Annotated in this window: 21 protein-coding genes and 1 tRNA gene; 12 read left to right on the top strand and 10 right to left on the bottom strand. The window is 64.2% G+C overall.

The window, feature by feature from the left end; translation table 11 throughout:
• The first annotated feature begins 82 nt into the window (after nt 1-82).
• Genes AC1RJW_RS10930 through AC1RJW_RS10920 form a run of 3 tightly spaced genes read left to right on the top strand, consistent with a single transcriptional unit; the run spans nt 83 to nt 5,304 of the window.
• A complete protein-coding gene (locus AC1RJW_RS10930) occupies nt 83-697 on the top strand; it encodes a TOL_0243 family YfiR-like periplasmic protein (RefSeq protein WP_493044935.1) in 615 nt (204 codons plus the stop codon).
• Nucleotides 698-2,728: a sensor histidine kinase, YfiR-like protein-associated gene (locus AC1RJW_RS10925; RefSeq protein ID WP_493044934.1), complete on the top strand. Its 2,031-nt coding sequence runs from the start codon at nt 698-700 to the stop codon at nt 2,726-2,728.
• Nucleotides 2,725-5,304 carry an EAL domain-containing protein gene (locus AC1RJW_RS10920; protein ID WP_493044933.1) on the top strand — a complete coding sequence of 860 codons (2,580 nt, stop codon included), beginning with the start codon at nt 2,725-2,727 and terminating at the stop codon, nt 5,302-5,304. Before AC1RJW_RS10925 ends, AC1RJW_RS10920 begins: the two co-directional genes overlap by 4 nt.
• Nucleotide 5,305: 1 nt before the next feature.
• On the opposite strand, the gene thiL is transcribed toward AC1RJW_RS10920, so the two are convergent.
• A complete protein-coding gene (gene thiL, locus AC1RJW_RS10915) occupies nt 5,306-6,286 on the bottom strand; it encodes a thiamine-phosphate kinase (protein ID WP_493044932.1) in 981 nt (326 codons plus the stop codon).
• A gap of 89 nt (nt 6,287-6,375) precedes the next feature.
• Here thiL and AC1RJW_RS10910 point away from each other — a divergent pair, with 89 nt between their 5' ends.
• Complete coding sequence (locus AC1RJW_RS10910; RefSeq protein ID WP_493044931.1) at nt 6,376-6,981, top strand: hypothetical protein; 606 nt, start codon at nt 6,376-6,378, stop codon at nt 6,979-6,981.
• Here the strand turns inward: AC1RJW_RS10910 and AC1RJW_RS10905 are convergent.
• The gene (locus AC1RJW_RS10905) at nt 6,978-7,499 is read right to left on the bottom strand and encodes a MarR family winged helix-turn-helix transcriptional regulator (RefSeq protein WP_493044930.1); all 522 of its coding nucleotides are present in this window, start codon (nt 7,497-7,499) and stop codon (nt 6,978-6,980) included. The genes AC1RJW_RS10910 and AC1RJW_RS10905 overlap by 4 nt on opposite strands.
• A gap of 122 nt (nt 7,500-7,621) precedes the next feature.
• Here AC1RJW_RS10905 and AC1RJW_RS10900 point away from each other — a divergent pair, with 122 nt between their 5' ends.
• From AC1RJW_RS10900 to AC1RJW_RS10885, 4 genes are all read left to right on the top strand, one after another.
• Complete coding sequence (locus AC1RJW_RS10900) at nt 7,622-8,809, top strand: MFS transporter (RefSeq protein ID WP_493044929.1); 1,188 nt, start codon at nt 7,622-7,624, stop codon at nt 8,807-8,809.
• A gap of 39 nt (nt 8,810-8,848) precedes the next feature.
• Complete coding sequence (locus AC1RJW_RS10895; protein ID WP_493044928.1) at nt 8,849-9,442, top strand: SMI1/KNR4 family protein; 594 nt, start codon at nt 8,849-8,851, stop codon at nt 9,440-9,442.
• A complete protein-coding gene (locus AC1RJW_RS10890) occupies nt 9,426-9,794 on the top strand; it encodes a hypothetical protein (protein WP_493044927.1) in 369 nt (122 codons plus the stop codon). Before AC1RJW_RS10895 ends, AC1RJW_RS10890 begins: the two co-directional genes overlap by 17 nt.
• A gap of 192 nt (nt 9,795-9,986) precedes the next feature.
• Nucleotides 9,987-12,305, top strand: coding sequence for an NADP-dependent malic enzyme (locus AC1RJW_RS10885; RefSeq protein WP_493044926.1), 2,319 nt, complete (start codon nt 9,987-9,989; stop codon nt 12,303-12,305).
• Between the two features lie 52 nt (nt 12,306-12,357).
• Here AC1RJW_RS10885 and AC1RJW_RS10880 read toward each other — a convergent pair whose 3' ends face one another.
• Both AC1RJW_RS10880 and AC1RJW_RS10875 read right to left on the bottom strand, forming a co-directional pair.
• On the bottom strand, nt 12,358-13,227 hold the full coding sequence (locus AC1RJW_RS10880; protein WP_493044925.1) for a hypothetical protein: 870 nt from the start codon (nt 13,225-13,227) through the stop codon (nt 12,358-12,360).
• A gap of 69 nt (nt 13,228-13,296) precedes the next feature.
• Nucleotides 13,297-14,133 carry a universal stress protein gene (locus AC1RJW_RS10875; protein WP_493044924.1) on the bottom strand — a complete coding sequence of 279 codons (837 nt, stop codon included), beginning with the start codon at nt 14,131-14,133 and terminating at the stop codon, nt 13,297-13,299.
• Between the two features lie 420 nt (nt 14,134-14,553).
• Here AC1RJW_RS10875 and AC1RJW_RS10870 point away from each other — a divergent pair, with 420 nt between their 5' ends.
• Nucleotides 14,554-15,354, top strand: a complete 801-nt coding sequence (locus AC1RJW_RS10870) for a class I SAM-dependent methyltransferase (protein WP_493044923.1) — start codon at nt 14,554-14,556, stop codon at nt 15,352-15,354.
• A 6-nt stretch (nt 15,355-15,360) separates the two neighbouring features.
• On the opposite strand, the gene AC1RJW_RS10865 is transcribed toward AC1RJW_RS10870, so the two are convergent.
• The 3 genes from AC1RJW_RS10865 to AC1RJW_RS10855 form a co-directional block, all read right to left on the bottom strand.
• Nucleotides 15,361-15,861 carry a hypothetical protein gene (locus tag AC1RJW_RS10865; protein ID WP_493044922.1) on the bottom strand — a complete coding sequence of 167 codons (501 nt, stop codon included), beginning with the start codon at nt 15,859-15,861 and terminating at the stop codon, nt 15,361-15,363.
• Between the two features lie 64 nt (nt 15,862-15,925).
• A complete protein-coding gene (locus tag AC1RJW_RS10860) occupies nt 15,926-16,672 on the bottom strand; it encodes a M56 family metallopeptidase (protein WP_493044921.1) in 747 nt (248 codons plus the stop codon).
• Between the two features lie 7 nt (nt 16,673-16,679).
• Complete coding sequence (locus AC1RJW_RS10855; RefSeq protein ID WP_493044920.1) at nt 16,680-17,096, bottom strand: GNAT family N-acetyltransferase; 417 nt, start codon at nt 17,094-17,096, stop codon at nt 16,680-16,682.
• A 147-nt stretch (nt 17,097-17,243) separates the two neighbouring features.
• Between AC1RJW_RS10855 and AC1RJW_RS10850 the strand changes: the two genes are divergently transcribed.
• Both AC1RJW_RS10850 and AC1RJW_RS10845 read left to right on the top strand, forming a co-directional pair.
• Entirely contained in the window at nt 17,244-17,636 is a 393-nt protein-coding gene (locus AC1RJW_RS10850; protein WP_052140012.1) for an Imm10 family immunity protein, read from the top strand.
• A gap of 248 nt (nt 17,637-17,884) precedes the next feature.
• Nucleotides 17,885-18,469, top strand: coding sequence for a hypothetical protein (locus tag AC1RJW_RS10845; protein WP_493044919.1), 585 nt, complete (start codon nt 17,885-17,887; stop codon nt 18,467-18,469).
• Nucleotides 18,470-18,943: 474 nt separating this feature from the next.
• Here AC1RJW_RS10845 and AC1RJW_RS10840 read toward each other — a convergent pair.
• Nucleotides 18,944-19,030: transfer RNA gene (locus tag AC1RJW_RS10840), tRNA-Leu, on the bottom strand.
• A gap of 174 nt (nt 19,031-19,204) precedes the next feature.
• Here AC1RJW_RS10840 and AC1RJW_RS10835 point away from each other — a divergent pair.
• Nucleotides 19,205-19,969: an SDR family oxidoreductase gene (locus tag AC1RJW_RS10835; RefSeq protein WP_493044918.1), complete on the top strand. Its 765-nt coding sequence runs from the start codon at nt 19,205-19,207 to the stop codon at nt 19,967-19,969.
• 80 nt (nt 19,970-20,049) lie between these two features.
• Here the strand turns inward: AC1RJW_RS10835 and AC1RJW_RS10830 are convergent, their stop codons facing one another.
• A complete protein-coding gene (locus tag AC1RJW_RS10830) occupies nt 20,050-21,366 on the bottom strand; it encodes an enoyl ACP reductase FabMG family protein (RefSeq protein ID WP_493044916.1) in 1,317 nt (438 codons plus the stop codon).
• A gap of 260 nt (nt 21,367-21,626) precedes the next feature.
• Nucleotides 21,627-23,990, bottom strand: coding sequence for a DNA polymerase II (locus AC1RJW_RS10825; RefSeq protein ID WP_493044915.1), 2,364 nt, complete (start codon nt 23,988-23,990; stop codon nt 21,627-21,629).
• Nucleotides 23,991-24,027 lie beyond the last annotated feature (37 nt).

The following is a 24,027-nucleotide window of genomic DNA, read 5'->3' as shown; positions in this document are numbered from 1 at the left end:
TGCGCTACCCTGGTGCGCATCGCTCGAACAGGCAAGCGGCATGGTGCCGCGCCTTCGTATGCATTATCTTTACTCGGTTGTCATGGCAATTCTGAACTGGACCTGGTGGCGTCATCCTGGCCCCCTGCGCCGCCCCGTGCGCGGCGGCCATCGCTCCCTTCGCTGGGGCTGGCTATTGCTGCTCCTGGGCGCGCTGTGCGCCGAGGCGCGGGCGCAGGTGCCGGGCGACCTGGAGCGCCAGGTCAAGGCCGCGTATCTGTACAAGTTTGCCGGCTATGTCGAGTGGCCTGACGGCAGCTTTGCCCGGTCCGACTCTCCGCTGGTGATCGGCGTGGCGGGCGCCGACGCGCTGGCCGAGCAGCTCGAACTGAGCGTGGCCGGGCACAGCGTCAACGGCCGCGCCGTGCAGGTGAAAAAAGTGCGCCGTGGCGAAGCGCTGGCCGGGCTGCACGTGCTGTACCTGGGCGCGCTGGATAAAACGGCGCTGCAGGAGATGCTGGCCGCCAGCCGTAGCCTGGCGTTGCTGACGGTGTCCGATTCGGATGAGGTCTACGCGATGGGCAGCATGATCAATTTTGTGATGGCTGAAGACAAGGTGCGCTTCGACGTGGCCCTGAAACCCGTGGCGCAGGCGCATATCCGCATCAGCGCGCGCATGCTGCTGGCCGCCTATCGCGTGCAGACGGGAGGCGCCTAGATGATACGACTGCGTTCCATCCGCCACAAACTGATGTCGGTGGTCTTGCTGACCACCCTGGTGGCGCTCGTCATTTCGCTGGGCACCATCGTCGCCTACGACTTGCGCGCCTACCACCGCAACCTGGTGGCCGACATCAGTACCCAGGCCGAACTGCTGGGGCACATGAGTTCGGCCGCGCTGGCCTTCGACGACGAACGCCTGGCGCTGGAAAACCTCAACCTGATGCGCATCCGCCCGCGCGTGACGGCCGGCGCCCTGTACAAGGCCGACGGCAGCCTGTTCGCCAGTTACCGCGCGAACGAGCACGTGGGCGAGCTGCCGGCGAAGGTGGGCAAGGAAGGCGAAACCATCCAGGGCAACTCGGTGGAGCTGTTCAAGCCCATCGTCGACAATGGCGAACTGCTGGGCACCGTGTATCTGCGCGCCGATTACGAGCTGGCCGGCCGCACGGCCGATTACCTGGCCATCGCGCTGGGCGTGACGGTGCTGGCGCTGCTGGTGGCCTTGCTGCTGCTGCGCCGCCTCGATTTCGTCATCACGCAGCCCATCCTCGATATCGCCGACGTGGCGCGCGAAGTGATCGAGACGGGCGACTACTCGCGCCGCGCACGCAAGCTCAGCGTCGACGAAGTGGCGCAGCTGGTCGATTCCTTCAACAAGATGCTGGCCGAGATCGAGCTGCGCACGCAGGCGCTGGAGCGCTCGAACGGCGAATTGGCGCGCGAGGGCGAGCAGCGCACCCAGGCGCAGCAGGAAGTCATGCGCCTGAACCAGGAACTGGAAGTGCGCGTGCACGAGCGCACGATGCAGCTGGAAATGACGAACGGCGAACTGGCCATGGCGATGGAAGAGGCGCGCAGCGCCAACTATGCCAAATCGGCCTTCCTGTCGTCGATGAGCCATGAATTGCGCACGCCCCTGAACGCCATCCTGGGCTTCGCGCAAATCCTCAGTTCCGACCGCCTGCCCTCGACCCTGGAGCAAAAGAAGGAGTTCGCCGGGCATATCCTGAAATCGGGACGCCATTTGTTGACATTGATCAATGAAATCCTCGACCTGGCCAAGGTGGAGTCGGGCACGGTCAGCCTGTCGCTCGAACCGGTGGCCCTGGACGCCATCCTGCAGGAATGCCGCGACATGATCGCGCCGCTGGCCAGCCAGCGCGGCATCGGCATGACCTTCCCCGACGCCTGCCCCCTGAACGTGCTGGCCGACCGCACGCGCCTCAAGCAGATTTTGTTGAACCTGCTGTCGAATGCGCTCAAGTACAACCGCGAGCAGGGGCGGGTGACCATCGATTGCGCGCCGCAGGCGGCCGGCCGGGTACGCATCAGCGTGCGCGACACGGGCATAGGCCTCGACGGCGAACAGGTGGCGCTGCTGTTCCAGCCCTTCAACCGGCTGGGGCAGGAGGGCGGCACGGAAGAAGGCAGCGGCATCGGCCTGGTGGTCACCAAGCGCCTGGTGGAGCTGATGGATGGCAGCATCGGCGTTTCCAGCGCGCCCGGCGAGGGCAGCACGTTCTGGATCGAGCTGCGCGTGGTCGACGCCTTGCCCGCCCCCGACCTGCTGGCCTTGCCTCGGCCGGACCTGGCCGGCGCGCTGCTCGATCACAGCGCTCCCGTGACCTTGCTGTACGTGGAAGACAATCCCGCCAACCTGACCCTGGTCGAGGAAATCGTCCGCTACTGCCCGCAATTGCAGCTGCTGACGGCCACGGATGGCCGTCTGGGCGTGGAAATGGCGCGCACGCACCTGCCGCAGCTGATCTTGATGGATATCAACCTGCCGCACGTGAATGGCACGGACGCGCTGAAGCTGCTGCGCGCCGACCCGCGCACGGCGCACATTCCCGTCATCGCCCTGACGGCCAACGCCATGCCGGGCGACGTCGAGCGCAGCATGGCGCTGGGCTTTTACCGCTATCTGACCAAGCCGATCAACCTCGATGAATTTACCGAGGCGATCAACAGCACCCTGGCCTATGTGGCGCAGCAGCGCCGGCAGAAGGGAACAGGCGCGCCATGATCAGCCAGGCCGATATCTATGCGGCGAAAATCCTCATCGTCGACGACCAGGACGTCAATTTGCGCCTGCTCGAGCATTTGCTGCACAGCGGCGGCTACACGGCCGTCACCAGCACCCTCGACGCGCGCGCCGTGGCCGGTCTGCACCAGCGCCACCAGTTCGACCTGATCATCCTCGACCTGGTGATGCCCGGCATGAGCGGCTATGAGGTGATGGATACCTTGCGCCCGCTGGAACTGGAAGGCTACCTGCCCGTGCTGGTGATCGCCGCCGACCCGGACGCCAAGCTGGCGGCACTGGAAGCGGGCGCGCGCGACTTCATCAGCAAGCCGTTCGACGCGCTCGAAGTGCTCACGCGCATCCGCAACATGCTCGAAGTGCGGCTGCTGCACCGCGCCGCGCGCCACTACAACACCTTGCTCGAACGCACGGTGGGCCAGCGCACGGCCGAACTGCAGCGCTTTCGCGGCGCCATGGACGCCACCACCGACGCCATCTTCCTCGTCGACGTGCTGGGCATGACCCTGGTCGACGTCAACGACGGCGCGTGCCGCCTGCTCGGCTATGCCCGCGCAGAACTGCTGGCGCTGTCGCCCGGCACCCTGCTGCCTTCGCCGCCGGCGCCGCCCCTGGCCGCGCTGCCGGGCGGCCCGGCCCACCTGGCCACGGAAGTGACGGAATGCGAGCTGGTGCGGCGCGACCTGAGCCTGGTACCCGTGGAACTGGGCTGGCACTGGTATGCGCAGGCGCCCGTGGCGGGCGGTGGGCAGGGCGCGGGCGGCCTGCTGCTGATCGCCGTGGCGCGCGACATCAGCGAGCGGCGCCAGGCGCAGGAGCGCCTGAAGCACCTGGCCCATTACGACGGCTTGACGGGACTGCCGAACCGCAGCCTGTTTTACCAGACGCTGGCCCAGGCCGTCGAACTGGCGCAGGAAAAAAGCTGGCGCATCGTGGTGCTGTTCATCGCGCTGGACCGCTTCAAAAGCATCAACGACACCCTGGGCGCGGCGCTGGGCGACGAACTGCTGCGCCAGTTCAGCAACCGCCTGGTCGAATGCGTGCGCCTGCGCGACACGGTGGGGCGCCTGGGCAACGACGAATTCGCGCTGATACTCACCATGAGCCGCAACCAGCAGGAAGCCGTGGCCGTGGCCAACCAGGTGCGCGAAGCCTTGAGGGCGCCGTTCGACTTGCGCGGCCACGCGGCCACCCTGACGGCCAGCATCGGCATCGCCATGTATCCGGACGACGCCACCGACCCGGAAACCCTGATCAAATACGCGAATACGGCCATGGGCGGCGCCAAGCAGGCCGGCCGCGACGGCTACCGCTTTTTCACGGCCGGCATGAACGTGCAGGTGCTGGCGCGCCTGGACCTGGAACTGGCGCTGCGCCATGCACTGGAACACGAGCAGTTCATCCTGTACTACCAGCCGAAGGTGGACTTGCGCACGGGCCGCATCAGCGGCGTGGAAGCGCTGCTGCGCTGGCGCCGTCCCGGCTACGGCCTGGTGGCGCCGGCCGAATTCGTGCCCGTGCTGGAAGACACGGGCCTGATCGTGCGCGTGGGCGCCTGGGTGATCCAGGCTGCCTGCCGCCAGATCGCCGAATGGCGCGACAGCGAGGTGGGACCCGTGCACGTGGCCGTGAACGTGTCGAGCCGCCAGTTTGCCGAAGGCGACCTGGAAGGCGAAGTGACGCGCGCGCTGGCGCAGCACGGGGTGGCGCCGGAATTGCTGGAGCTGGAATTGACGGAAACGGCGCTGATGTCGAACGCCGAGCGCACCATCGTCGTGCTGGGCAAATTGAAGAAGATCGGCGTGAAGGTGGCCATCGACGATTTCGGCACCGGCTACTCGAGCCTGGCGTATCTGCAGCGCTTCCCCATCGACAAGCTGAAAATCGACATCGCCTTCGTGCGCAATATCACCAGCAACCCGAACGACGCGGCCATCGCACTGGCCATCGTCAGCATGGCGCACAGCCTGAAACTGAGCGTGGTGGCCGAGGGCGTGGAATCGCGCCCGCAGCTCGAATACCTGCGGCGCAACCGCTGCGATGAAATCCAGGGCTTCTATTTCAGCCGCGCCCTGCCGGCGCTGGAACTGGGGCAGATGATCGCCGCCGGCGCCGGCCTGCCGCCCGGCCACGACCCGGCCGCCCAGCCGGCGCAAACCCTGCTCATCGTCGACGACGACGTCAACGTGCTGTCGTCGCTGCACCGGTTGTTCCGCCCCGAGGGCTACCAGATTCTCACGGCCAGCACGCCGGCCGAAGGATTCGAGATGCTGGCCCTGCACAGGGTCCATGTCATCGTCTGCGACCAGCGCATGCCCAGCATGAGCGGCACCGAGTTCTTGAGCAAGGTCAAGGAGCTGTACCCGGAAACCATCCGCATCATCCTGTCCGGCTACACGGGCCTGGAAGCGGTGCTCGACTCGATCAACCGGGGCGCCATCTATCGTTTTTATACGAAACCGTGGGATGACACCCAGCTGCGCGACAATATCCGCCTGGCTTTCCAGCACTACTGGATGGTGAACCAGCCGGGATTGGCGCGCGTGGCGGTGCGCTAGCTCAGTCGCTGAAGTGGTCGAATGACGATAACTGCAGATCGAGCGGCTGTCCCTGCGCGTCCACCAGCCGCAAGCCTGCTTGCGCCTCGATGCGGCCCACGCGCGTGGCGGGCGTGCCGCAGCTGACCGCCAGCGCGGCGATGGCCTCGCGCGACGATGCGGGCGCCGTGAAGCACAGTTCATAGTCGTCGCCGCCGGCGGCCGTGTAGCGGCGGCGCAGTCCTGTTTCCTGCCGCGCCAGCACGGGCCCGGCCGGCAGGGCGTCGACGTCCAGGGTGGCGCCCACTTGCGACGCTTTCAAGATGTGTCCCAGGTCGCCCGCCAGGCCGTCCGAGATGTCGATGGCCGCATGCGCCAGGCCCGCTTCGGCCAGCGCGCAGCCGAGCGCCACGCGCGGCGTCGGCGTGTGCATGTGCACGGCGGCCGTCAGCAGGTCGGCGGGGGACAGTTCCTGTTCCATGCGGTAGCCGGCCAGCGCCAGGCGCGCGTCGCCCAGGGTGCCGCTGACCCAGATATCGTCGCCCGCCACGGCCGCGCTGCGGCGCAGGGCCTGGCCCGGCGCCAGTTCGCCGAACACGGTGATGCAGATATTCAGGGGGCCTTTGGTGGTGTCGCCGCCGATCAGTTCGCAATCAAAGGCGTCGGCCAGCGCGAACAGGCCTTCGGCAAAGCCGGCCAGCCAGGCGCGTTCCGCTTGCGGCAGGGCCAGGGCCAACGTGAATGCCACGGGGCGCGCGCCCATGGCGGCCAGGTCGGACAGGTTCACGGCCAGGCTTTTGTGGCCGAGCATGCGGGCGTCGGCGCCGGCAAAGAAGTGCCGGTCCTCGACCAGCATGTCCGACGAGATGGCGATCTGCTTGCCGGCCGCTGGCGTCATCAGCGCGCAATCGTCGCCGATGCCCAGGGTGGCGCGGCCGGGGCGCTGGCGCACGAAATAGTGTTTGATCAGGTCGAATTCGGAAAGCGCGTCGTGTGGGGCCATGGCGTGGTCTGTTCGTTGAATGATGGTGTGGCCCGGCTATTATAGGCTGGCCTACAATACAGGCCTTTGTCACTGCCGAGCAACTTGCCATGCCCCTTTCCGATATTCACGTCTTACTGCAATCCTGGCTCGACCACGGCTGGCTGCGCGACCCGCAAGCCGTCGGCTTGAACACCTTCGAGGCGCAGGAGCTGGCGGCGCGCGGCTTCGACGCCATCAGCGACGGCGGTCAGCTGTGCCTGTACGAGGATGAGCGTATGTTTCGCAGGGGCAAGCGGCCCGTGCAGGCGTCGTTCAAGGCGTATCTGCAGCGCGGCCAGCTGGGCGCGAATGGCCTGGACCTTGGTTACCAGGTGCACCTGGCCGGTTTCCTGCGCGCCGCGCGGCAGCCCCTGCCGGCGTTTCGCGTGCTGCTGGAGCAGGGCGGCCGCAGCGGCGCCCTGCTGTTCGACAGCGGCCTGGTGCTGCAGTTTGCCGCCAATTTGCGCGGCAAGCCCCGCCATTACTATCTGACCCTGGTCGAGGGCCACGTGGCCGACGCCGAGCTTGCGGACCGTGACAGCGATATCGACTTGCGCGCCGCCAGCGTGGGGCATGTCCAGGCCCTGTACGACAGCCGCGATCCTGCCGACCTGCAGCGCCTGGCCCGGCGCGGCAGTGCGGCGTTGCGCGAGCTGGCGCAGCTGCTTTCCTAGACTTTCTTCGCCTGCGCCATGCCGTGCAGCAGCTTGGCCAGCAACTGGTCGAGCTGGCGCTGCTCGTCCGCGTTCAACGGCGACAGCATGGCGCGCTCGTTCTCCACGTGCAGCAGCACCAGCCGTTCGATCAGGGCCAGCCCTTGGGGCGTGAGGGCCACCAGCACGCCGCGCCGGTCCGTCGGGTGCTTCTGCCGTTCGATCAGGCCGGCCGCTTCCAGCCGGTCGATGCGGTTGGTCATGCCGCCCGAGGACAGCATGGCCGCCTCGTACAGGGCCGTCGGCGTCAGGCTGTAGGGCGCGCCCGAGCGGCGCAAGGTCGCCAGCACGTCGAATTCGCCCGGCTGCAAACCGTGTTCGGCAAACAGAGGATTGAGCCAGTCGCGCGCCATCAGCTGCGCCACCGTGCCCAGCTGGCCCACCAGCTGCATGGCGGCGGTATCCATCTGCGGCAGCTCGCGCTGCCATTGTTTTGCCGCAAATTGCGCGCGCGTGTGTTCTTGCGGGGTATCTGTCATGGTGTATGTATTTATCTCGACGTCAAGATAGATTTCTATCTTTATGCTAAGATACTTTTCATTAAGTGATTATGTCACGCATTAAACCATGTGCCTCCCTGCGAGGCAAGGACTACTCTGCCATGCCTGTTGAACGCCCCGTATCTTCCCCGCTGCCCTCGTCCGCCCTGCTGGTGGCCGCCATCATCCTGCTGGGCCTGAACCTGCGCCCCATCCTGGCCGCCATCGGCCCCTTGCTCGACAGCATCCAGGCCAGCACGGGCCTCAGCAATGCCGACGCGGGCTTGCTGACCACTGTGCCCGTGTTCGCCATGGGCGTGTGCGCGCTGGCGGGCGCGCAGCTGCAGCGCCGGCTGGGCGTGGCGCGCGGCATCGGCATCGGCATCGCCATCATCGCTGCCGCCTGCGCGCTGCGCTGGCCCTTGCACGGCAGCGGCGGCCTGATCGCCACGGCGGCCCTGGGCGGCCTGGGCATCGCGCTGGTGCAAGCCTTGCTGCCGGCCTTCATCAAGCGCCATTTCCCCGAACGGGCGGGCCAGCTGATGGGTTTTTATACGACGGGCATCATGGGCGGCGCGGCCATTGCGGCCGCGTCCGCCTCACCCTTGGCGCAAAGCTGGGGCTGGAACGCGCTGCTGGCCCTGTGGGCGCTGCCCGCCGTGGCCGCCGCGCTGCTGTGGCGCCGCGCCGCCACCTCGCGCGTGGACGTGTCCGGCGGCGCGGGCGCCAGCCTGCCCGTGGCCAGTGGCCGCGCCTGGCTGCTGATGGTGTTCTTTGGCATCGGCACGGGGGCGTACACGCTGGTGCTGGCCTGGCTGCCGCCGTTTTACACGGAACTGGGCTGGAGCGCGGCCGACAGCGGCTTGCTGCTCGGTGGCCTGACCCTGGTGGAAGTGCTGGCGGGGCTGGTGATTTCCAGCGTCATCCACCGCTTCCCCGACCGCCGCATCCTGCTGCTGTCGGTACTGTTGGCCGTGCTGGCCGGCCTGGCTTGCCTGATCGTGGCGCCCGCGCAACTGGCCATTCCCGCCGTAATATTGCTCGGTTGCGGCATCGGCGCCCTGTTTCCCCTGTCGCTGATCGTCAGCATGGATCACGTGCGTGACCCTGCCGGCGCCGGCGCCTTGCTCGGTTTCGTGCAGGGCGGCGGCTACATCATCGCCAGCAGCATGCCTTTCATCGCCGGGCTGATCCGCCAGCATTCGTCCAGCCTGGCGCAGGCGTGGATGGTGATGGCGGGCGGCGTGGTGCTGTTGCTGCTGATCGCCGTGCGCTTCGCGCCGGGGGCGCGGCTGGCCGGTGCGCGCTAGCGTGCGCATGGCGGATCGGCCAGCTGATATATTTCGGTCATGAACATCGTCGACCACTATTTAGCCGGCTTGCGCCAGGCCATGCCGCCCGAGCCGCTGGCGGAGCTGGCGCTGGCCAGCGGCGCCAGCGCGGCGCAACTGGACAGCTTGCGCCAGGCGTATCCGCTGTGCCCGGACAGCCTGCTGCGCCTGCTGGGCCGCTACAACGGCACCTATTACCAGAAATATGCGGGCGGCATGGTGCTGGTGTACATGCTGGGCTCGGACGTGTTCGAATATCCGTATTACCTGAGCTCCGTCGAACATATCCTGGAAGACCGGCAGGCGAACCAGCGCAGCATCGCCGATATCTACGGCCATTACCTGGAAGACGACCCCGGCATCGTCGATACCCGCATCGACGCGGGCATCCAGCAGGGCCAGCGCCTGTGTTTTTCGCATTGCATGAACAATGGCGGCTCCTCGCGGCTGTATGTCGATTTCACGCCCACGGCATCGGGCAAGGTGGGGCAGGTCGTGCGCTTCCTGCACGACCCCGACAACTACCAGGTCATCGCCGACAGTTTCGATGCGTATCTGCAGATGCTGATCGATGAGGACTACGGCTTCCTGATCGATGACAATTTCGAATAAGCGGGCCGCGCCGCCATCCCTGCTGCCCGCCAACCGCCGCATCGTGCTGTCCGGCGAGGATGCGCTGCGTATCTTGCGCGAGATCGAATTTTTGTTGATATCGCTCAATAATATCGGCCGCCATTTTTATCCCGACGGCGACGATGACGGCGCCGATGTGCTGCGCCGCGCGCAGTATTGCGCGGAGACGACGTGCTTCATCGACGCACAGCAGGCGACGACGCGCCTGGCGCTGATGCGCCGCATCCTGTCCGCGCCATTCGACACCAGCCTGGGCGACGACGAGATGGACGATATCGAGCGCGCCGTCGCCGCGCTGCCGCTATGGCGTGCCCCTGATGCATCATCATGAAAACTAATTGAAATCTAAAATTTGATAGTTTTTCCTGCTGAGGACGTTTGTGCCGCCGGACGGCCTTACAATGCTAGGTTATGCGTTTTCGTGATATCAGACTGTGGCTAGCGGAAAATACCTAGCTAATTGAAAGAATCGGTCTGATAAAATCCGGAACACCCGATCGACCAAACAGGAAGGCAGCACAGCATGGATTCGTCATCTGATAAAAAAGAAGAATTGCGTCAACAATTGCGCTTGGCCGCACTCGAGTATCACGAGTGCCCGCGCCCCGGCAAAATCAGCGTGACGCCGACCAAACAACTGACCAACCAGCGCGACCTGGCGCTGGCCTACTCGCCAGGCGTGGCCGCTCCCTGTGAAGAAATCGTCATCGATCCGGCCAATGCCTATAAATATACGGCGCGCGGCAACCTGGTGGCCGTCATCACGAACGGCACGGCCGTGCTGGGACTGGGCAATATCGGCCCGCTGGCCGCCAAGCCGGTGATGGAAGGCAAGGGCGTGCTGTTCAAGAAATTCGCCGGCATCGACGTCTTCGACATCGAAATCAACGAATCGGACCCGGATAAACTGGTCGACATCATCGCGTCGCTGGAACCGACCTTCGGCGGCGTGAACCTGGAAGACATCAAGGCGCCCGAGTGCTTCTACATCGAGCGCCAGCTGCGCGACCGCATGAAGATTCCCGTCTTCCATGACGACCAGCACGGCACCGCCATCATCGTCGGCGCGGCCATCCTGAACGGCCTGAAAGCCGTCGGCAAGCAGATCGAGGACTGCAAGCTGGTCGTCTCGGGCGCGGGCGCCGCGGCGCTGGCCTGCCTGGACCTGATCGTCGACCTGGGCTTTCCCCTGAAAAACATCTACGTCACCGATCTGGCCGGCGTGGTCTACAAGGGCCGCACGGAACTGATGGACCCGGACAAGGAACGCTTCGCGCAAGACACGCCGCTGCGTACCCTGGCCGAGATCATCCCGGACGCCGACATCTTCCTCGGCGTTTCCGCCGGCGGCGTGCTGAAGCAGGACATGGTGCGCAAGATGGCGCCCAATCCATTGATTTTGGCGCTGGCCAACCCGAATCCGGAAATCCTGCCGGAAGAAGTCAAGGCCGTGCGCAGCGACGCCATCATCGCCACGGGCCGTTCGGACTATCCGAACCAGGTCAACAACGTGCTGTGCTTCCCCTACATCTTCCGCGGCGCCCTCGATTGCGGCGCAACCACCATCACGCGCGAGATGGAAATCGCCGTCGTGCACGCGATCGCCGACCTGGCGCATGCCGAGCAGTCGGACATCGTCGCCACCACCTACGGCATCAGCAACCTGTCGTTCGGCCCTGAATACCTGATTCCGATGCCGTTCGATCCCCGCCTCTTGATCAAGATTGCGCCGGCCGTCGCCAAGGCAGCCGAGGATTCGGGCGTCGCCACGCGTCCGATCAAGGACTTGCAGGCGTACGCGGACAGCCTGCAGCAATTCGTCTACCGCAGCGGCACCTTCATGAAGCCGCTGTTCCTGATGGCCAAATCCACGCCTGCCGAACTGAAGCGCATCGTCTACGCCGAAGGCGAAGAAGAGCGCGTGCTGCGCGCCGTGCAAGTGGTGGTCGATGAAAAACTGGCGCGTCCCATCCTGGTGGGCCGTCCGCCCGTGCTCGAAGCGCGCATCCAGAAGTTCGGCCTGCGCCTCAAGCAAGGCGTCGATTTCGACGTCATCAACCCGGACTTCGACGAGCGCTATCGCGATTACTGGAATACGTACTACGCCATGACCAGCCGCAAGGGCGTCACCGAGGAATACGCTAAACTGGAAATGCGCCGCCGCCACACCCTGATCGGTTCGATGATGATCCACAAGGGCGATGCCGACGGCATGATCTGCGGCACCTTCGGCACCACCCAGCTGCACCTGAAATACATCGACCAGGTGCTGGGCAAGCGCGCCGGCAGCAATGTCTACGCCGCCATGAACGTGCTGATCATGCCTGAACGCCAGCTGGTGATGGTCGACACGCACGTCAATGAAAACCCGGACGCCGAGCAATTGGCCGAGATCACCATCATGGCCGCCGAAGAGATGACTCGTTTCGGCCTGTCGCCGCGCGCGGCCCTGCTGTCGCACTCGAACTTCGGTTCCAGCGACAGCGCCTCGGCGCAAAAGATGCGCGCCGCGCTGGCCATCATCAAGGAACGCGCGCCGGACCTGGAAATCGACGGCGAAATGCACGGCGATACGGCCCTCGACAGCAAGCTGCGTCAAAAACTCATGCCGAATTCGGCACTGAAGAACGACGCCAACCTGCTCGTCATGCCGAACATCGAATCGGCCAACATCGCCTACAACCTGGTGAAGACGGCCGCCGGCAACGGCATCGCCGTGGGCCCGATCCTGCTCGGCTGCGCCAAGCCCGTGCACATCCTGACGCCATCGGCCACCGTGCGCCGCATCGTCAACATGACGGCCCTGTGCGTGGTCGACGCAGTTGCCCAGCGTAAAGTCTAAGCGTTAGCCGCGCATGAAAAGCCGCCCCGTCCGCAAGGAGGGGCGGCTTTTTTTACGTCGGTGGCACGGGCAGGGCCGTGGCGGCCGGCTGGCGGCGCAGGTAATAGTGGCGGTACAGCATGATCTCGCCCCACACCAGCAGCAGCGTTAGCAGCGCGAACAGGCCCAGCGTGATCTTGAGCGAATTGAAATACGCGCCGGCCTGGCGTTTGATGGCGTCGATGAAGATCATCGGCACGGATTTATCGAGTTTGCTGAAGTCGGCCTGGCGCGCCACATCGGTGGTCAGCCGCACGGCCAGGTCGGTGCCCAGGCTGGCCAGCTCGCCCGTCGCCTGGCCACGGAAGTTGGCGCCCTTGAGCGCTTCGCCCAGCAGGCCGACCCTGGCGATCAGCTGTTCCTGCAGCACCTGCGTCAGCAGCACGCTGCCGCGGCGCAGGATGAATTCATTGATCCAGCGCGCCTTGCTGCGTTCCCAGTAACCGTCCGAGGTGGGCCGGTAATACAGGTCTTGCACGAAGGGCTCGAGCAGGCTGCGCATGCTGACCGGCTGGCCCGGGGCGATCAGCCTGGCCTGCTGTTCCAGGTAGACGCGCAGCGCCGGCATCTGCGCTTCGACCACCGGCTGCAGGTCGCGCTCGAGGGCCTGGTTGACCACGCGGTGCACGCTGTGCACGGCGCCAAGCCCGCCGCCGAGGAGCGGCAGCGCGAGCAGGATCAACACATAGCTGAGCTTGGCCGCCACGTGCCAGGCGGGCGGACGGCGCACCAGCAGGCATTTTCTGGCCAGCTGGTGGCAGATGCCGAGCGCCAGCACAAAGCCGATCACGCCATACAGCAGCATCCACGGCAGGACGGTCCACAGCAGGTCGCTGCCGAACGGCGCCAGGGCGCTGCCCCAATTGATCAGTTGTTGCTTCATCTACATTGCCTTGATATGAAAAATCAGGCAAGTATAGCCATTGTGCAACAAAACGTGGCGCGCGGGACCTCAGTGCGCCATCAGCACGGGCAAGGTCATCTGGCGCAGCACGGTTTCCGTCACGCCGCCCAGCAGGATTTCGCGGAAGCGCGCGTGGCCGTAGCCGCCCATCACGAGCAGGTTCGCATGCACTTCGGCGGCCATGGCCAGCAGCGCTGCGCCGATGTCGCCCGTGGTGATGGCGGGCCGCACCTCGACGGGCACGCCATGGCGGCTCAGGTAGGCGGCGATGTCGGCGCCCGGATGGCGGGCCGGCTGCGCGTGGCCGGCGGGCGGATGCAGCAGGGCCAGCACCACCAGGCGCGCCGCGCGCAACAGGGGCAGGGCGTGGCCGATGGCGCGCGTCGCTTCCATGCTGCCATCCCAGGCCACCACCACCGTGTGGTTCAGTTCCATGAATTGACCGCTGCGCGGCACGATCAGCACGGGCCGGGCCGCGTTCAGCATGACGTAGGGCACCAGGTCGCTCATGGCGCCGGGCAGCGCTTCGCTGTCGTCGTGCTGGCTGAGCACGGTCAAGTCGCTGTAGCGGGCGCTGACGGCCATGCCGCCATCTTCATCGTCTTCGATCAGGCGCCGCTCGAGCGAGACGGCGCCGGCCTGGCGCGCCAGCGTTTCAAACTGGGCCAGCGCCTGTTCCGCCTGCCCGTGCAGGGCATTGATCTGCGCCGCCACGGCGCCGCCGCGCATGCCGCGGTTGTTTTCCAGGGTAAAGCGCGACACGCCCGTCATGGCGGCGCCGATCAGGTGCGCCTGGTACGCGTGCGCCAGCCGTGCCGCGATGGCGATGCGCTGCGGCGCATGGCGCGACAGGTCGGCGTGGACGAGGATGGATTTGTAAGCCATGGTGTCATTCGCTAGTCAGGATGGCAACAAGGCTAGAACGGCAACACGGGCAAGTCCAGCATTGCCGTGCCGGCGGGCAGTTTTCTTATGCGGAACTTGACGTGGGTCAAAAAAATACGAGCCATGACCTTTCGCAAGGCCAAAGCCAGGAAATGTCGATCTATTTGATGTGCATCAAAATGCCTGGCCCCCTGCAGGCGATAATGGCATCGAACTCCTTGCCCTTCCAGTGGTCTGCATCGGCGCCGGCGCCATCTGTCCGGCACTTCCTTGTGTGACGCAACAACGCTGGCCGTGGCGGGAGTTCACTTCTCGGGCTTCCATGCCTTCTCGTATTCTTTTTCGGCCAGCACGCGCAGTGCGGCGCCTTGCCTGGAGTCATGCTACATTCGTGTCCTGTTTTTTTCTGAAAGGATGAGGATGCCTTTAGGTAACAACTTCTTGCGGCACAATCAGCAAGCCTGGGATGCCCAGGCTGCACGGAACAGCCCGTGGTCGCAGCCCGTCGACAGCGCCACCATCGCCGCGGCCCGTGCCGGGCAGTGGCAAATCCATCTGACACCAGGTCCCTTTCCGGCCGGCTGGCTGGACGAGGTGCGCGGCAAGCGCATCCTGTGCCTGGCCGGTGCCGGCGGGCAGCAGGCGCCCGTGCTGGCTGCCGCCGGCGCGCACGTCACCGTCTTCGACCTGTCTGAACAGCAACTGGCGCAAGACCGCATGGTGGCCGAACGCGACGGCTTGCAACTGGCCACCGTCCAGGGCGACATGCGCGACCTGGCCCGCTTTGCCGACGCCAGCTTCGATGTCATCATCCACCCCGTGTCGAACCAGTACGTGCCCGATATCGCCCCCGTGTGGCGCGAATGCGCGCGCGTGCTGGCCGATGGCGGCGTGCTGCTGAGCAGTTTCTTCAACCCGGCCGTGTTCATCGGCGACCGCGATCCGCAATGGGCACAGCAGGGCTTGATACGCCCCCGTTTCGTGCTGCCGTATTCGGATGTGGAGGATATGGATGCCGATGCGCTGGCGGCGCGCATGGAAAAGGGCGAGGCGCTGGTCTTCGGCCACGGCCTGGACAGCCAGATTGGCGGCCAGCTGGCGGCGGGCTTCGTGCTGGCGGGTTACCACGAGGAAATGCATCCCCACCCGCGCTTTGAAATTGAAAAATTCCTGCCCAGCTTTATTGCCACGCGGGCCGTCAGGCTGGCGCGCGCGCTATAGCGGTCATTAATTGTACGGCTGCAAGTCCAGCCACACGGCATACGACAGGCGCTTGCCGTTCCACAGGCCGCCGCCGCGGATGACGGCGTCGCACGAGGTCAGCTGGCCCACCAGGTCCTGGCGGCCCAGGTTGCGGCGCAGGCGCAGGGCGTCGTTGTGCGACAGGTAGCCCACCAGCAGGCTATCGATGAAGACGGCGATGGCCTTGTCCTGGAACGGGTTGGCATCGTCGCAGACGAGCAGGGCCAGGCATTTTTCTTCCGCGTTGCCGGGGCCGTGCTCGCCAGCCAGCTTGGCGATGGCGGGCTGGTACATCGCTTCGTTTTCCACTTCCGATGCAAAGCGCCCCTCGTCGCTCCAGTGGTGCGCGGGTGCGCCCGCAGGGATCGCCGGCACGTACTGGCGCACGGAGAGGAGCGGCTTGTGCAGCGGTTTGACGGGCGTGCGGCCGCTGAAGACGTAGTACAGCAGGGCGATGACGATCACGATGGCAAGCAGGTAAAGCATGGTATCTCTCTGATTTCTAAGGGGGGAGCCAGGGGCGCGGGCGTGCCGCGCGGCGTTGCCGCTACTATAGCAAGTTCGCCGCCCGGTCCCGGGTAAATCTGGCCATGATCCGCCGTCGCCGGCGCAATGCCAGCGGATCGTTCAGCACGATGGGCGAGGCGCCCGTCAAGCCCGAATAATACTGGCCGTGCCGGCGCAGGACGGCGGCATAGTCGCGCAGCGCGTGGCCGTGCGCCAGCATGCGCGCATCGCAATCGACCTCGATGGCAAAGCGCAGCCGGTGCAGCTGCCACCACAGGGGCACATTCCACGGCATGATAATCATCAATGTGTAGGCCAGGGCCAGCAACTGCGGGTCGCGCGCGGCCAGCCGGCATTGTGCGTGCGCCAGCAGCAGCGCCTGTTGCTGCGGAGGAATCAGTTGCAGCCAGACGGGCATCACGATGCGCGGCCGCAGCAGTCCCGCCACGCAGGGGCCGATGCCGCCGCTCAAGTACACGGGCGTGCCCAGCAACGATGTTTTCTGCCAGCGCCGCTGGTGCGACAGCAGCCAGACGCTGCGCAGCGCCAGCAGCAAGAGCATGCCGCTCGATAAGACAAACCAGCCCAGTTTCAGCTGTGCCTGCTCCGCCGGCATGGCCGCCAGTACGCCGGGCAGCCATGCCAGGGGCAAGGTGACGGACGCGGCGATGGCCGCCAGCCACAGCCAGCGTGTCGTGCGCCCGCGCCGCTGCCGCGCGCGCTCGGCGCGCCAGGCGGCAGCGCTCAACAGCAGCGCCAGCGCCATGCTGCATAGCAGCCAGGCAGGCATCGGGCGCCTAGCGCTTCAGCGCCATGCCGACCGAGGCGGGCGCCGTGTGCTGGAAACCGAATTGCACATACAGGTCTTGCGCCTGGCCATCGGCGATCAGGCTGACGTACGCGCTTTCCGGCACGCCCGTCTCGATGAAGCGCATGATCTCGCGCATGATCAGCTTGCCCAGGCCCTTGCCTTGGTGGGCCGGCAGCACGGCGATATCGGTGACCTGGAAGAAGCAGCCGCCATCGCCGATGACCCTGCCCATGCCGACGACCTCGTCGCCATGCAGCACTTGCACGGCAAACAGGGAATTCGGCAAGCCCTTGGCCGCCGCCGCCGTGCTTTTCGCACTCAGGCCGGCGGCGACGCGCAGCTGCTGGTAGGTGGCGATGGAGGGAATGGCCAGGCGGGTGGTGTAGGGCGATGCTGCGGTCAAGACGGTCTCCTGTGCAATATGGATGGAATGGCCATTATAGGCGGCGAGCGCGGCCGGGGGCGGCACGCTTTATTCGCCGCGCGCTATGTCGTCCGCGGCGCTTTTGCGCTATGGTGGCGTCATCCAATCATTTGTTGAAAGCACGCCATGTCCGCAGGATTTACCGCCACCGAGTTGTCCGTCATCAATGAAGACGACGCCCTGATCACCACCCTGGCCGCGCCAGCCGGCAAAGGCGAGCCCGTCTACCTGATGCTGCAGCGCGCCGATGAATACGACGAGCAGGACGTGGCCATGGGCATGGACGAACCGTATATTGAATATTGCGGCCAGGAATTTGCCTGGTATGGCCACATGCACGCCGTGATCCTGCATCCGAACCGCCTGTCCGTGCAGATGGATGCCGAGGCGGCCATGCAGATGGATGACGACGGCCAGATCGACGTGCGTTTCAACCTGACCCCTGAGCGCTACGCCCAGCTGCAACAGGCGCTGCGCACCACGTTTGAAGGCTGCGACTACTATCGCGAGGAACGTTGATCTGCGTGGACACCGCACGAGCGGATCAAGGTTCAGGAGGATCATCACGAGCAATAACATAGGCATTCGCGTGATCCATAACGGTAAAGAAATTTACGCAGTAGCAGAACCCTCACGCTTATGCGCACGGCATTCGAGGTAAGCCGAAAGAAAGGTTTTTCTTGCTGTATATCAATCATGTCAACCAGTCCACATGGAAATTCGTTATTCCTCAAGGAAATATTTGATTCAGTTTTTAAGGGATGTCTATGCGTAAAATACTTGTCTTGCTTCTTCTCGGAACGATTCTCGGCGGCTGTGCTGGGCAGCGTGTTTCTTCTGATGATCCGATAAACAGAGCGCTGAAGCTTTGTGGACTTGGTATTGATACCAAGTCTGCCGACGTATACAAGGCTGCCGTGGATTTCGCAAACAAAAAAGGCTCTGTCTCATTTGGTAGCGAGGTGTCTGAAGCAGTGGATACGCAGATTGGTATTCTGTTAAAGCAAACGGATTTGAAGTCTGACACTGGGCGCAAGGATGTTGTGGACGAAATCCAAAGGACCCGCCAGTGTGTCATTAGTCAAGTTGAGCTAGCAAGACCTCTCAAGAAGGCTGAGCTGCTTGAGCTATGTCGGGTTGATGTCCAAAGAAAGATTTCTCCACCGGGAAACACATCCTATGGCACGCTTCGCAACTGGAATCAAGCATCAGGTAGTTTCAGTGATTCAGAGATTGTGACGATGACTGGATTATTTGATACTCACGGAAGCTCATCGTTCTGGCTAAGGGCGCAATGCGATCTTCAGGGAGGTACGTTCAATGAGGCAGTGATTCAGCATAGCAATAACTAGCGACAGAGTCAGAGCGATGCGTGCGTCACTTCTAGTGGAGAGTAACTGCCCAAGAGGCTAATTCGTGTCCCTTTAGTTTCTTTTATCATGGATTTGATTCCTGCAAATTTCTCGGCTTTCTCGGAACTCCATTCCGTATCTCATTCGAGTAATTTTCGCAGCACTGCATCATTTGCTTTCTGGCCGGTAGGGGCCCAGTGCGGTTGCAGGCCCGCCAGTTGGGATCGATGACTGCATGTGTCAGTTAGTGCTCGATGAGGTCGAGGTGCTCACCCAACACTTCATCGAGGTTGGCTTGCGCCATCGCCATTTCCCGTCGGGGGGGGGGGGGGGCTCCGCGCTCTAGAAAGAAGTACTGGGTCATATCGCTAAATTCAATAATGTATGCGATTTGTAAAGCGACGGGCAGCCAATAAAAAAACCCGCAGCATCTGGCGATGGGCGGGTTTGATCAGGTACAACTAAAGTGTTCTGTGGTGCCGGGAGCCGGAATCGAACCGGCACGCTGTTTCCAGCGCGGGATTTTGAGTCCCGTGCGTCTACCTATTCCGCCATCCCGGCAACGCGAGACGCATTATCACTGATTTGTCACAATCTGGCAAGTTTTATGCTTGGCGTGTGTTTTGCACAAGCATGCAGAATCGTTGACGGCGGCGATTCCAGCGCAAGAAGCGGAGTGCCGCACCGGGCTTGCCGGCCTATCTTTTTCCTTTCAATCACTTGAAAGGAAATCAAATGTTGCAACTGGAAAATAAGGTCGCCATCATCACGGGTGCCAGCTCGGGCATCGGCCATGCGGCGGCGCGGCTGTTTGCCCGCCATGGCGCGCGGCTGGTGCTGGTGGCGCGGCGGCAGAAGGAGCTCGAGGCGCTGGTGGCGCAGCTGGCGGACGGCGGCGCGCAAGCCGTGGCCTGCGCCGGCGATGTGGCCGACGCGGCGTGCGCGCAAGGGGCCGTGGCGCTGGCGCTGCAACGCTTTGGCGGCCTCGATATCGCCTTCAATAATGCGGGCACCCTGGGGCCCATGGGACCCACGCCCGAGCTTGCCCTGGACGACTGGCGGGCGGCGGTCGATACCAATCTCACCAGTGCCTTCCTGGCGGCAAAATATCAGCTGCCCGCCATGGCGGCGCGCGGCGGCGGTTCGCTGATTTTTACCTCGACCTTTGTCGGGCATACGCTGGGCATGGCCGGCATGGCCGCGTATGCGGCCAGCAAGGCGGGCGTGATCGGCTTGACCAAGGCCCTGGCGGCCGAGTATGGCGCGGCGGGCGTGCGCGTGAATGCCCTGCTGCCGGGCGGCACCGATACGCCCATGGGGCGGGCAGTGGCGAATACGCCCGAAGCGCTGGCCTTCGTGGCGGGCTTGCATGCCTTGAAACGTCTGGCTACGCCGGACGAGATCGCCCGCTCGGCGCTGTACCTGGCCTCCGATGCATCGAGCTTCACCACCGGCACGGCGCTGCTGGCCGACGGCGGCGTGTCCATCGTGCGCGCATAAGGCACGCGCAGAAACGCCGACGGCCCGGGGATGAGCCGGGCCGTCGGTGGTGTGTTGCTACATCAAGTTCAGTTTCAAGCTCAGTTGTGAACCGAGTTCAGCTGGCGCGCGATGATGTCGTGGTTGAGCCAGACGACGGGCGCTTGCGGCTCCGACATGGCGTGGAACATCAGCGGGCCCGTGCCTTCCAGCACCAGCGAGCTCAGGTGGTCGGTGATCAGTTCCTTGCGGTCCTTGTGCAGCTTGGTGATGTCGTCCGAGGTACCGATCATGACTTCGGCCAGCTCCGGCGTGTTGTCCATCGGCCAGGCAGCGAAGTTGCGGAACTGCACGCTGGTGGCGTCGCCGTTGTAGGCGGCGATACGGTCGAGCAAGTCTTGCAGCGACACGCCGTCTTCCAGCAAGCCCTGGCAGGTTTCCCATTGCTCTTCGGCCCAGGCAGCGCCGCCTTCTTTTTTCAGCGCGTCGAGCAGGGGGAACAGCGACAGTTCCACGCCGACGAAAATGTCGGATGAATTCGTGCGGATTTCCGGGCAATTGAAGACGGTCGCCTTGATGCCTTTTTCCCACGCGGCCTTGGCCACGTTTTCCAGGCGCATCTTGGCCAGGCCTTGCGTGTAGTTGCTGTAGGTTTGCCACTGGTATTTGCCGTCGATCAAGATCTCGGTACCGTGGTAGCCGTAGGCGCTGTAGCGCACCTGGCCGCCCGTTTGCTCGATGCGGGCGCGGATGGCGGCGCTGCCGTCGATCAGGTGCTGCAGGGTGTTGGCCGTGACTTCGTCAAAGTTCATCAGGATCAACTTGCCCAGGTCGCTGTCGAGCAGGGCGCGCGAAGACATGAAGCGCTCGCCACGGCCTTTGTAGATGCGGTTGGCGATCGCCAGGAAGACCTTGACCTTTGGAATGCCGCCCGCCATGGTGTGGGCGAAATACACATTGCTGCCGTCAGGAATCAGGCTGTCCAGTTCGGCCATGGCTTTGGCCACGGACGTGCTGAAGCGGGCGATGCCGGCTTCGCGGCAGCGTTCGATCTGCGCCCAGTCCAGCTTGTCTTCCTGCCAGCTTTTCAGGGTCATGTCGGCCAGCAGGGCCGTCGGCGTCGGTTCGCCGGCGGGCGCGTCGAGGTCGAAACCGGCCATCAGCGGCACATTGATGATGCGGCCACCCAGGTTGGCTTCGGCTTCCGCCAGCTCTTCCGCGTTCAGGGGGCGCAGCGCCATGTTTTCATCGCGGCGGCCGACCGTCATGCCGACGATATTCATGCCCGCCTTGCGCGCTTCGTCCAGCAAGCCATTCACATAGCCGCGGCCGAACAGCTCGCCGAACAGCACAAAGGTGTCGCCCTTGCGGAAGATATTTTTTTGCGGGATGTCTCTCAGGGACGTGATCTCGGTCATGGTGTCAATTCATTCAAAAATTAGCAGGGCAGATGGCTGGTGCTGCTGCCCGCTGGTTCAACATAGTGTGAAATTATGCGCCATTTCAGCGGGGAAAATCTTCTTGCGAATGATTCTCGTCTGGAATGGCATCTTCTTCATGCAGCTCTTATTCTTTCGCCAAGGCGTATTTTACGCTGCCCCGGCGCACAGCGCCCGCGGACTGGCCCGGCAGGCGCCGATATTACCTCAGCTTGGCTGTGCCGGTCAGCAAAATTGATCTAAAACAAATCCTGCTGACCGGACACGAGGCGCGAAAAATCGTCGCCCAGGAAGGGCAAGATGGCGTCCGCGACCGGCTGCAGCTGGCGCGTCAGGTAATGCTGGTAGTCGATGGGCGAGCGCTGCGTTTCCAGCGGTTCCGGCCCCGCCACCGTGATGACATAGCTGATCCAGCCGCCGTTCTGGTATTGCAGCGGCCGGCCCTGCGCCAGGTTGTAGGCGTCGGCCGTGCGCGCCGCGCGCACGTGGGGCGGCACGTTGCGCTGGTAATCGTCGAGCGGGCGGCGCAAGCGCTTGCGGTAGACCAATAAAGCGTCGAATTCGCCGCGCACCGTGCGCGCCACGTAGTCGCGCACATAGTCCTGGTAGGCGGCGCGCTGGAAGATGCGCAGGTACAAGGCTTGCTGGAATTGCTGCGCCAGCGGCGTCCAGTCGCTGCGCACCGTTTCCAAGCCCTTGTAGACCATCTGTTCGCTGCCGTCGGGTTTGCCGACCAGGCCCGCGTAGCGCTTCTTGCTGCCTTCTTCCGAGCCGCGGATGGTGGGCATCAGGAAACGCCGGTAATGCGTCTCGAATTCCAGTTCCAGCGCATTTTCCAGGCCGAATTCCTCGCGCAGATGGGCGTCCCACCAGGCGTTCACATGCGCCACCAGGGCGCGGCCGATCTTGCCCGCCTCTTCGTCGCTATGCGCCGTCTTCAGCCACACAAACGTGGAATCCGTGTCGCCATAGATCACCTGATAACCCTGCTCGGTGATCAGCTCGCGCGTGCGGTGCATGATGTCGTGGCCGCGCAGGGTGATCGACGAGGCCAGGCGCGGATCGAAAAAGCGGCAGCCGCTGGAGCCCAGCACGCCGTAGAACGCGTTCATGATGATCTTTAACGCTTGCGACAGCGGCGCGTTGCGCTCGCGCTTGGCCGTCTCGCGCCCTTGCCACACCTGTTTCACGATGGCAGGCAGGCAATGTTTTACACGCGAAAACTGCGCGCCCCGGTAGCCGGGCACGGTATCGGCCTCGTCGCCGCTGGTGCCCACCACCAGCCCCACGGGGTCGATCAGGAAAGTGCGGATGATGGACGGGTACAGGCTTTTATAGTCGAGCACCAGCACGGAATCGTACAGGCCCGACTGCGAATCCATGACGAAGCCGCCCGGGCTGTTTTCGCCGGAGATATCGCCCAGGTTGGGCGCCACGTAACCCTGCCGGTGCATCAGCGGCAAGTACAGGTGTTCGAAGGCGGCCACGGAGCCGCCGCTGCGGTCGGCCGCCAGCCCCGTCACGCTGGCCCGCTCCAGCAGGAAGGTCAGCAGTTCGGTTTTCGCGAAGATGCGCGTGACCAGCTCGCAATCCTTGAGGTTGTAGCGGGCCAGCGCGGGCTTGTCTTCGCGGAAGCGCCGGTCGATCTCGGCCATGCGCTGGTAGGGATTGTCGATGGACTTGCCTTCGCCCAGCAAGGTCTGTGCCACGTTTTCCAGGCTGAACGAAGAAAAATTCCACGTCGCCGACCGGAGCGCTTCGATGCCATCGATGATCAGGCGGCCGGCCGCAGCGGCAAAATAGTGTTCCTGCTTGCCGCCGTGCTCGCGCCATTCCATCACGGCGCCGCCGCGTCCCAGTTTCAAGGACACTTGATAACGCTCAGCATGTTCCTTGAGCACGCGCAAGTCGAACTGCACCAGGTTCCAGCCGATGATGGCGTCCGGGTCGTGCCGCTCCATCCACGTGTTCAGGCGCTCGAGGATCTGCGCGCGCGTGTCGCAGTATTCGAGGTCGAAGTCGAGTAGCTCATCGCCGCCGTTTTGCGGCCCCAGCATGTAGACCTGGCGCTGGCCGCAGCCTTCCAGGGCCAGCGAATACAGCTCGCCATGCGCCGTCGTCTCGATATCGAGCGATGCCAGTTTCAAGCTTGGCCGGTAGCCGGGCGCCGGTTTCAGCTGCACATCCTGCGCCGTATCCCCGCTGAACGATACGGGTGCCGTAATGAAGCGCTCCATCAGGTAGCGCTCGGGCGGGCGGATGTCCGCTTCGTACACGTCGACGCCGTGGGCGCGCAGCTGCTTTTCCAGCTTCAGCAAATGCCGGTATTGCTTGCAGTACAGCCCCAGCACGGGGCGGTGGTGGAAATCGCACAGCGACAGGGGCCGCAGCTCCGCGTGGCGCTCGCCGCGCAGCAGCTGTTGCGCCTGTTCCTGCTGCTCCATGGGAAGGAAGGCGACGGCCGTCTGCAGTGGCAGGCGCACGTGGCGGGGCCCGGCATCCGTTGCCAGCCAGAAATCGACCTCCGTGCCGGCGGGCGTGTCGCGCCAGTGGCGGGTCAAAATGAAGCCCTGTTCGGGCGGGTGCTGCGCGTTGCCTGTCATGGTGCCGTGAGTATCTGCTGTGCTGGCCTGCACATTA

This window comes from Janthinobacterium sp. GW822-FHT07A03, from assembly GCF_058798815.1.
The sequence above is the reverse complement of the archived record's forward strand: the minus strand, read 5'-3'. Positions and strand labels throughout refer to the sequence as shown.

Excerpts from the sequence above, each read along its gene's own strand:
- AC1RJW_RS10830 (WP_493044916.1), bottom strand. The coding sequence starts at position 21,366 with ATGACCGAGATCACGTCCCTGAGAGACATCCCGCAAAAAAATATCTTC.
- AC1RJW_RS10905 (WP_493044930.1), bottom strand. The coding sequence starts at position 7,499 with ATGACAGATACCCCGCAAGAACACACGCGCGCGCAATTTGCGGCAAAA.
- AC1RJW_RS10895 (WP_493044928.1), top strand. The coding sequence starts at position 8,849 with ATGAACATCGTCGACCACTATTTAGCCGGCTTGCGCCAGGCCATGCCG.
- AC1RJW_RS10900 (WP_493044929.1), top strand. The coding sequence starts at position 7,622 with ATGCCTGTTGAACGCCCCGTATCTTCCCCGCTGCCCTCGTCCGCCCTG.
- AC1RJW_RS10880 (WP_493044925.1), bottom strand. The coding sequence starts at position 13,227 with ATGAAGCAACAACTGATCAATTGGGGCAGCGCCCTGGCGCCGTTCGGC.
- AC1RJW_RS10835 (WP_493044918.1), top strand. The coding sequence starts at position 19,205 with ATGTTGCAACTGGAAAATAAGGTCGCCATCATCACGGGTGCCAGCTCG.
- thiL (WP_493044932.1), bottom strand. The coding sequence starts at position 6,286 with ATGGCCCCACACGACGCGCTTTCCGAATTCGACCTGATCAAACACTAT.
- AC1RJW_RS10845 (WP_493044919.1), top strand. The coding sequence starts at position 17,885 with ATGCGTAAAATACTTGTCTTGCTTCTTCTCGGAACGATTCTCGGCGGC.
- AC1RJW_RS10850 (WP_052140012.1), top strand. The coding sequence starts at position 17,244 with ATGTCCGCAGGATTTACCGCCACCGAGTTGTCCGTCATCAATGAAGAC.
- AC1RJW_RS10865 (WP_493044922.1), bottom strand. The coding sequence starts at position 15,861 with ATGCTTTACCTGCTTGCCATCGTGATCGTCATCGCCCTGCTGTACTAC.
- AC1RJW_RS10885 (WP_493044926.1), top strand. The coding sequence starts at position 9,987 with ATGGATTCGTCATCTGATAAAAAAGAAGAATTGCGTCAACAATTGCGC.
- AC1RJW_RS10890 (WP_493044927.1), top strand. The coding sequence starts at position 9,426 with ATGACAATTTCGAATAAGCGGGCCGCGCCGCCATCCCTGCTGCCCGCC.
- AC1RJW_RS10875 (WP_493044924.1), bottom strand. The coding sequence starts at position 14,133 with ATGGCTTACAAATCCATCCTCGTCCACGCCGACCTGTCGCGCCATGCG.
- AC1RJW_RS10925 (WP_493044934.1), top strand. The coding sequence starts at position 698 with ATGATACGACTGCGTTCCATCCGCCACAAACTGATGTCGGTGGTCTTG.
- AC1RJW_RS10825 (WP_493044915.1), bottom strand. The coding sequence starts at position 23,990 with ATGACAGGCAACGCGCAGCACCCGCCCGAACAGGGCTTCATTTTGACC.
- AC1RJW_RS10920 (WP_493044933.1), top strand. The coding sequence starts at position 2,725 with ATGATCAGCCAGGCCGATATCTATGCGGCGAAAATCCTCATCGTCGAC.
- AC1RJW_RS10860 (WP_493044921.1), bottom strand. The coding sequence starts at position 16,672 with ATGCCTGCCTGGCTGCTATGCAGCATGGCGCTGGCGCTGCTGTTGAGC.
- AC1RJW_RS10870 (WP_493044923.1), top strand. The coding sequence starts at position 14,554 with ATGCCTTTAGGTAACAACTTCTTGCGGCACAATCAGCAAGCCTGGGAT.
- AC1RJW_RS10910 (WP_493044931.1), top strand. The coding sequence starts at position 6,376 with ATGCCCCTTTCCGATATTCACGTCTTACTGCAATCCTGGCTCGACCAC.
- AC1RJW_RS10930 (WP_493044935.1), top strand. The coding sequence starts at position 83 with ATGGCAATTCTGAACTGGACCTGGTGGCGTCATCCTGGCCCCCTGCGC.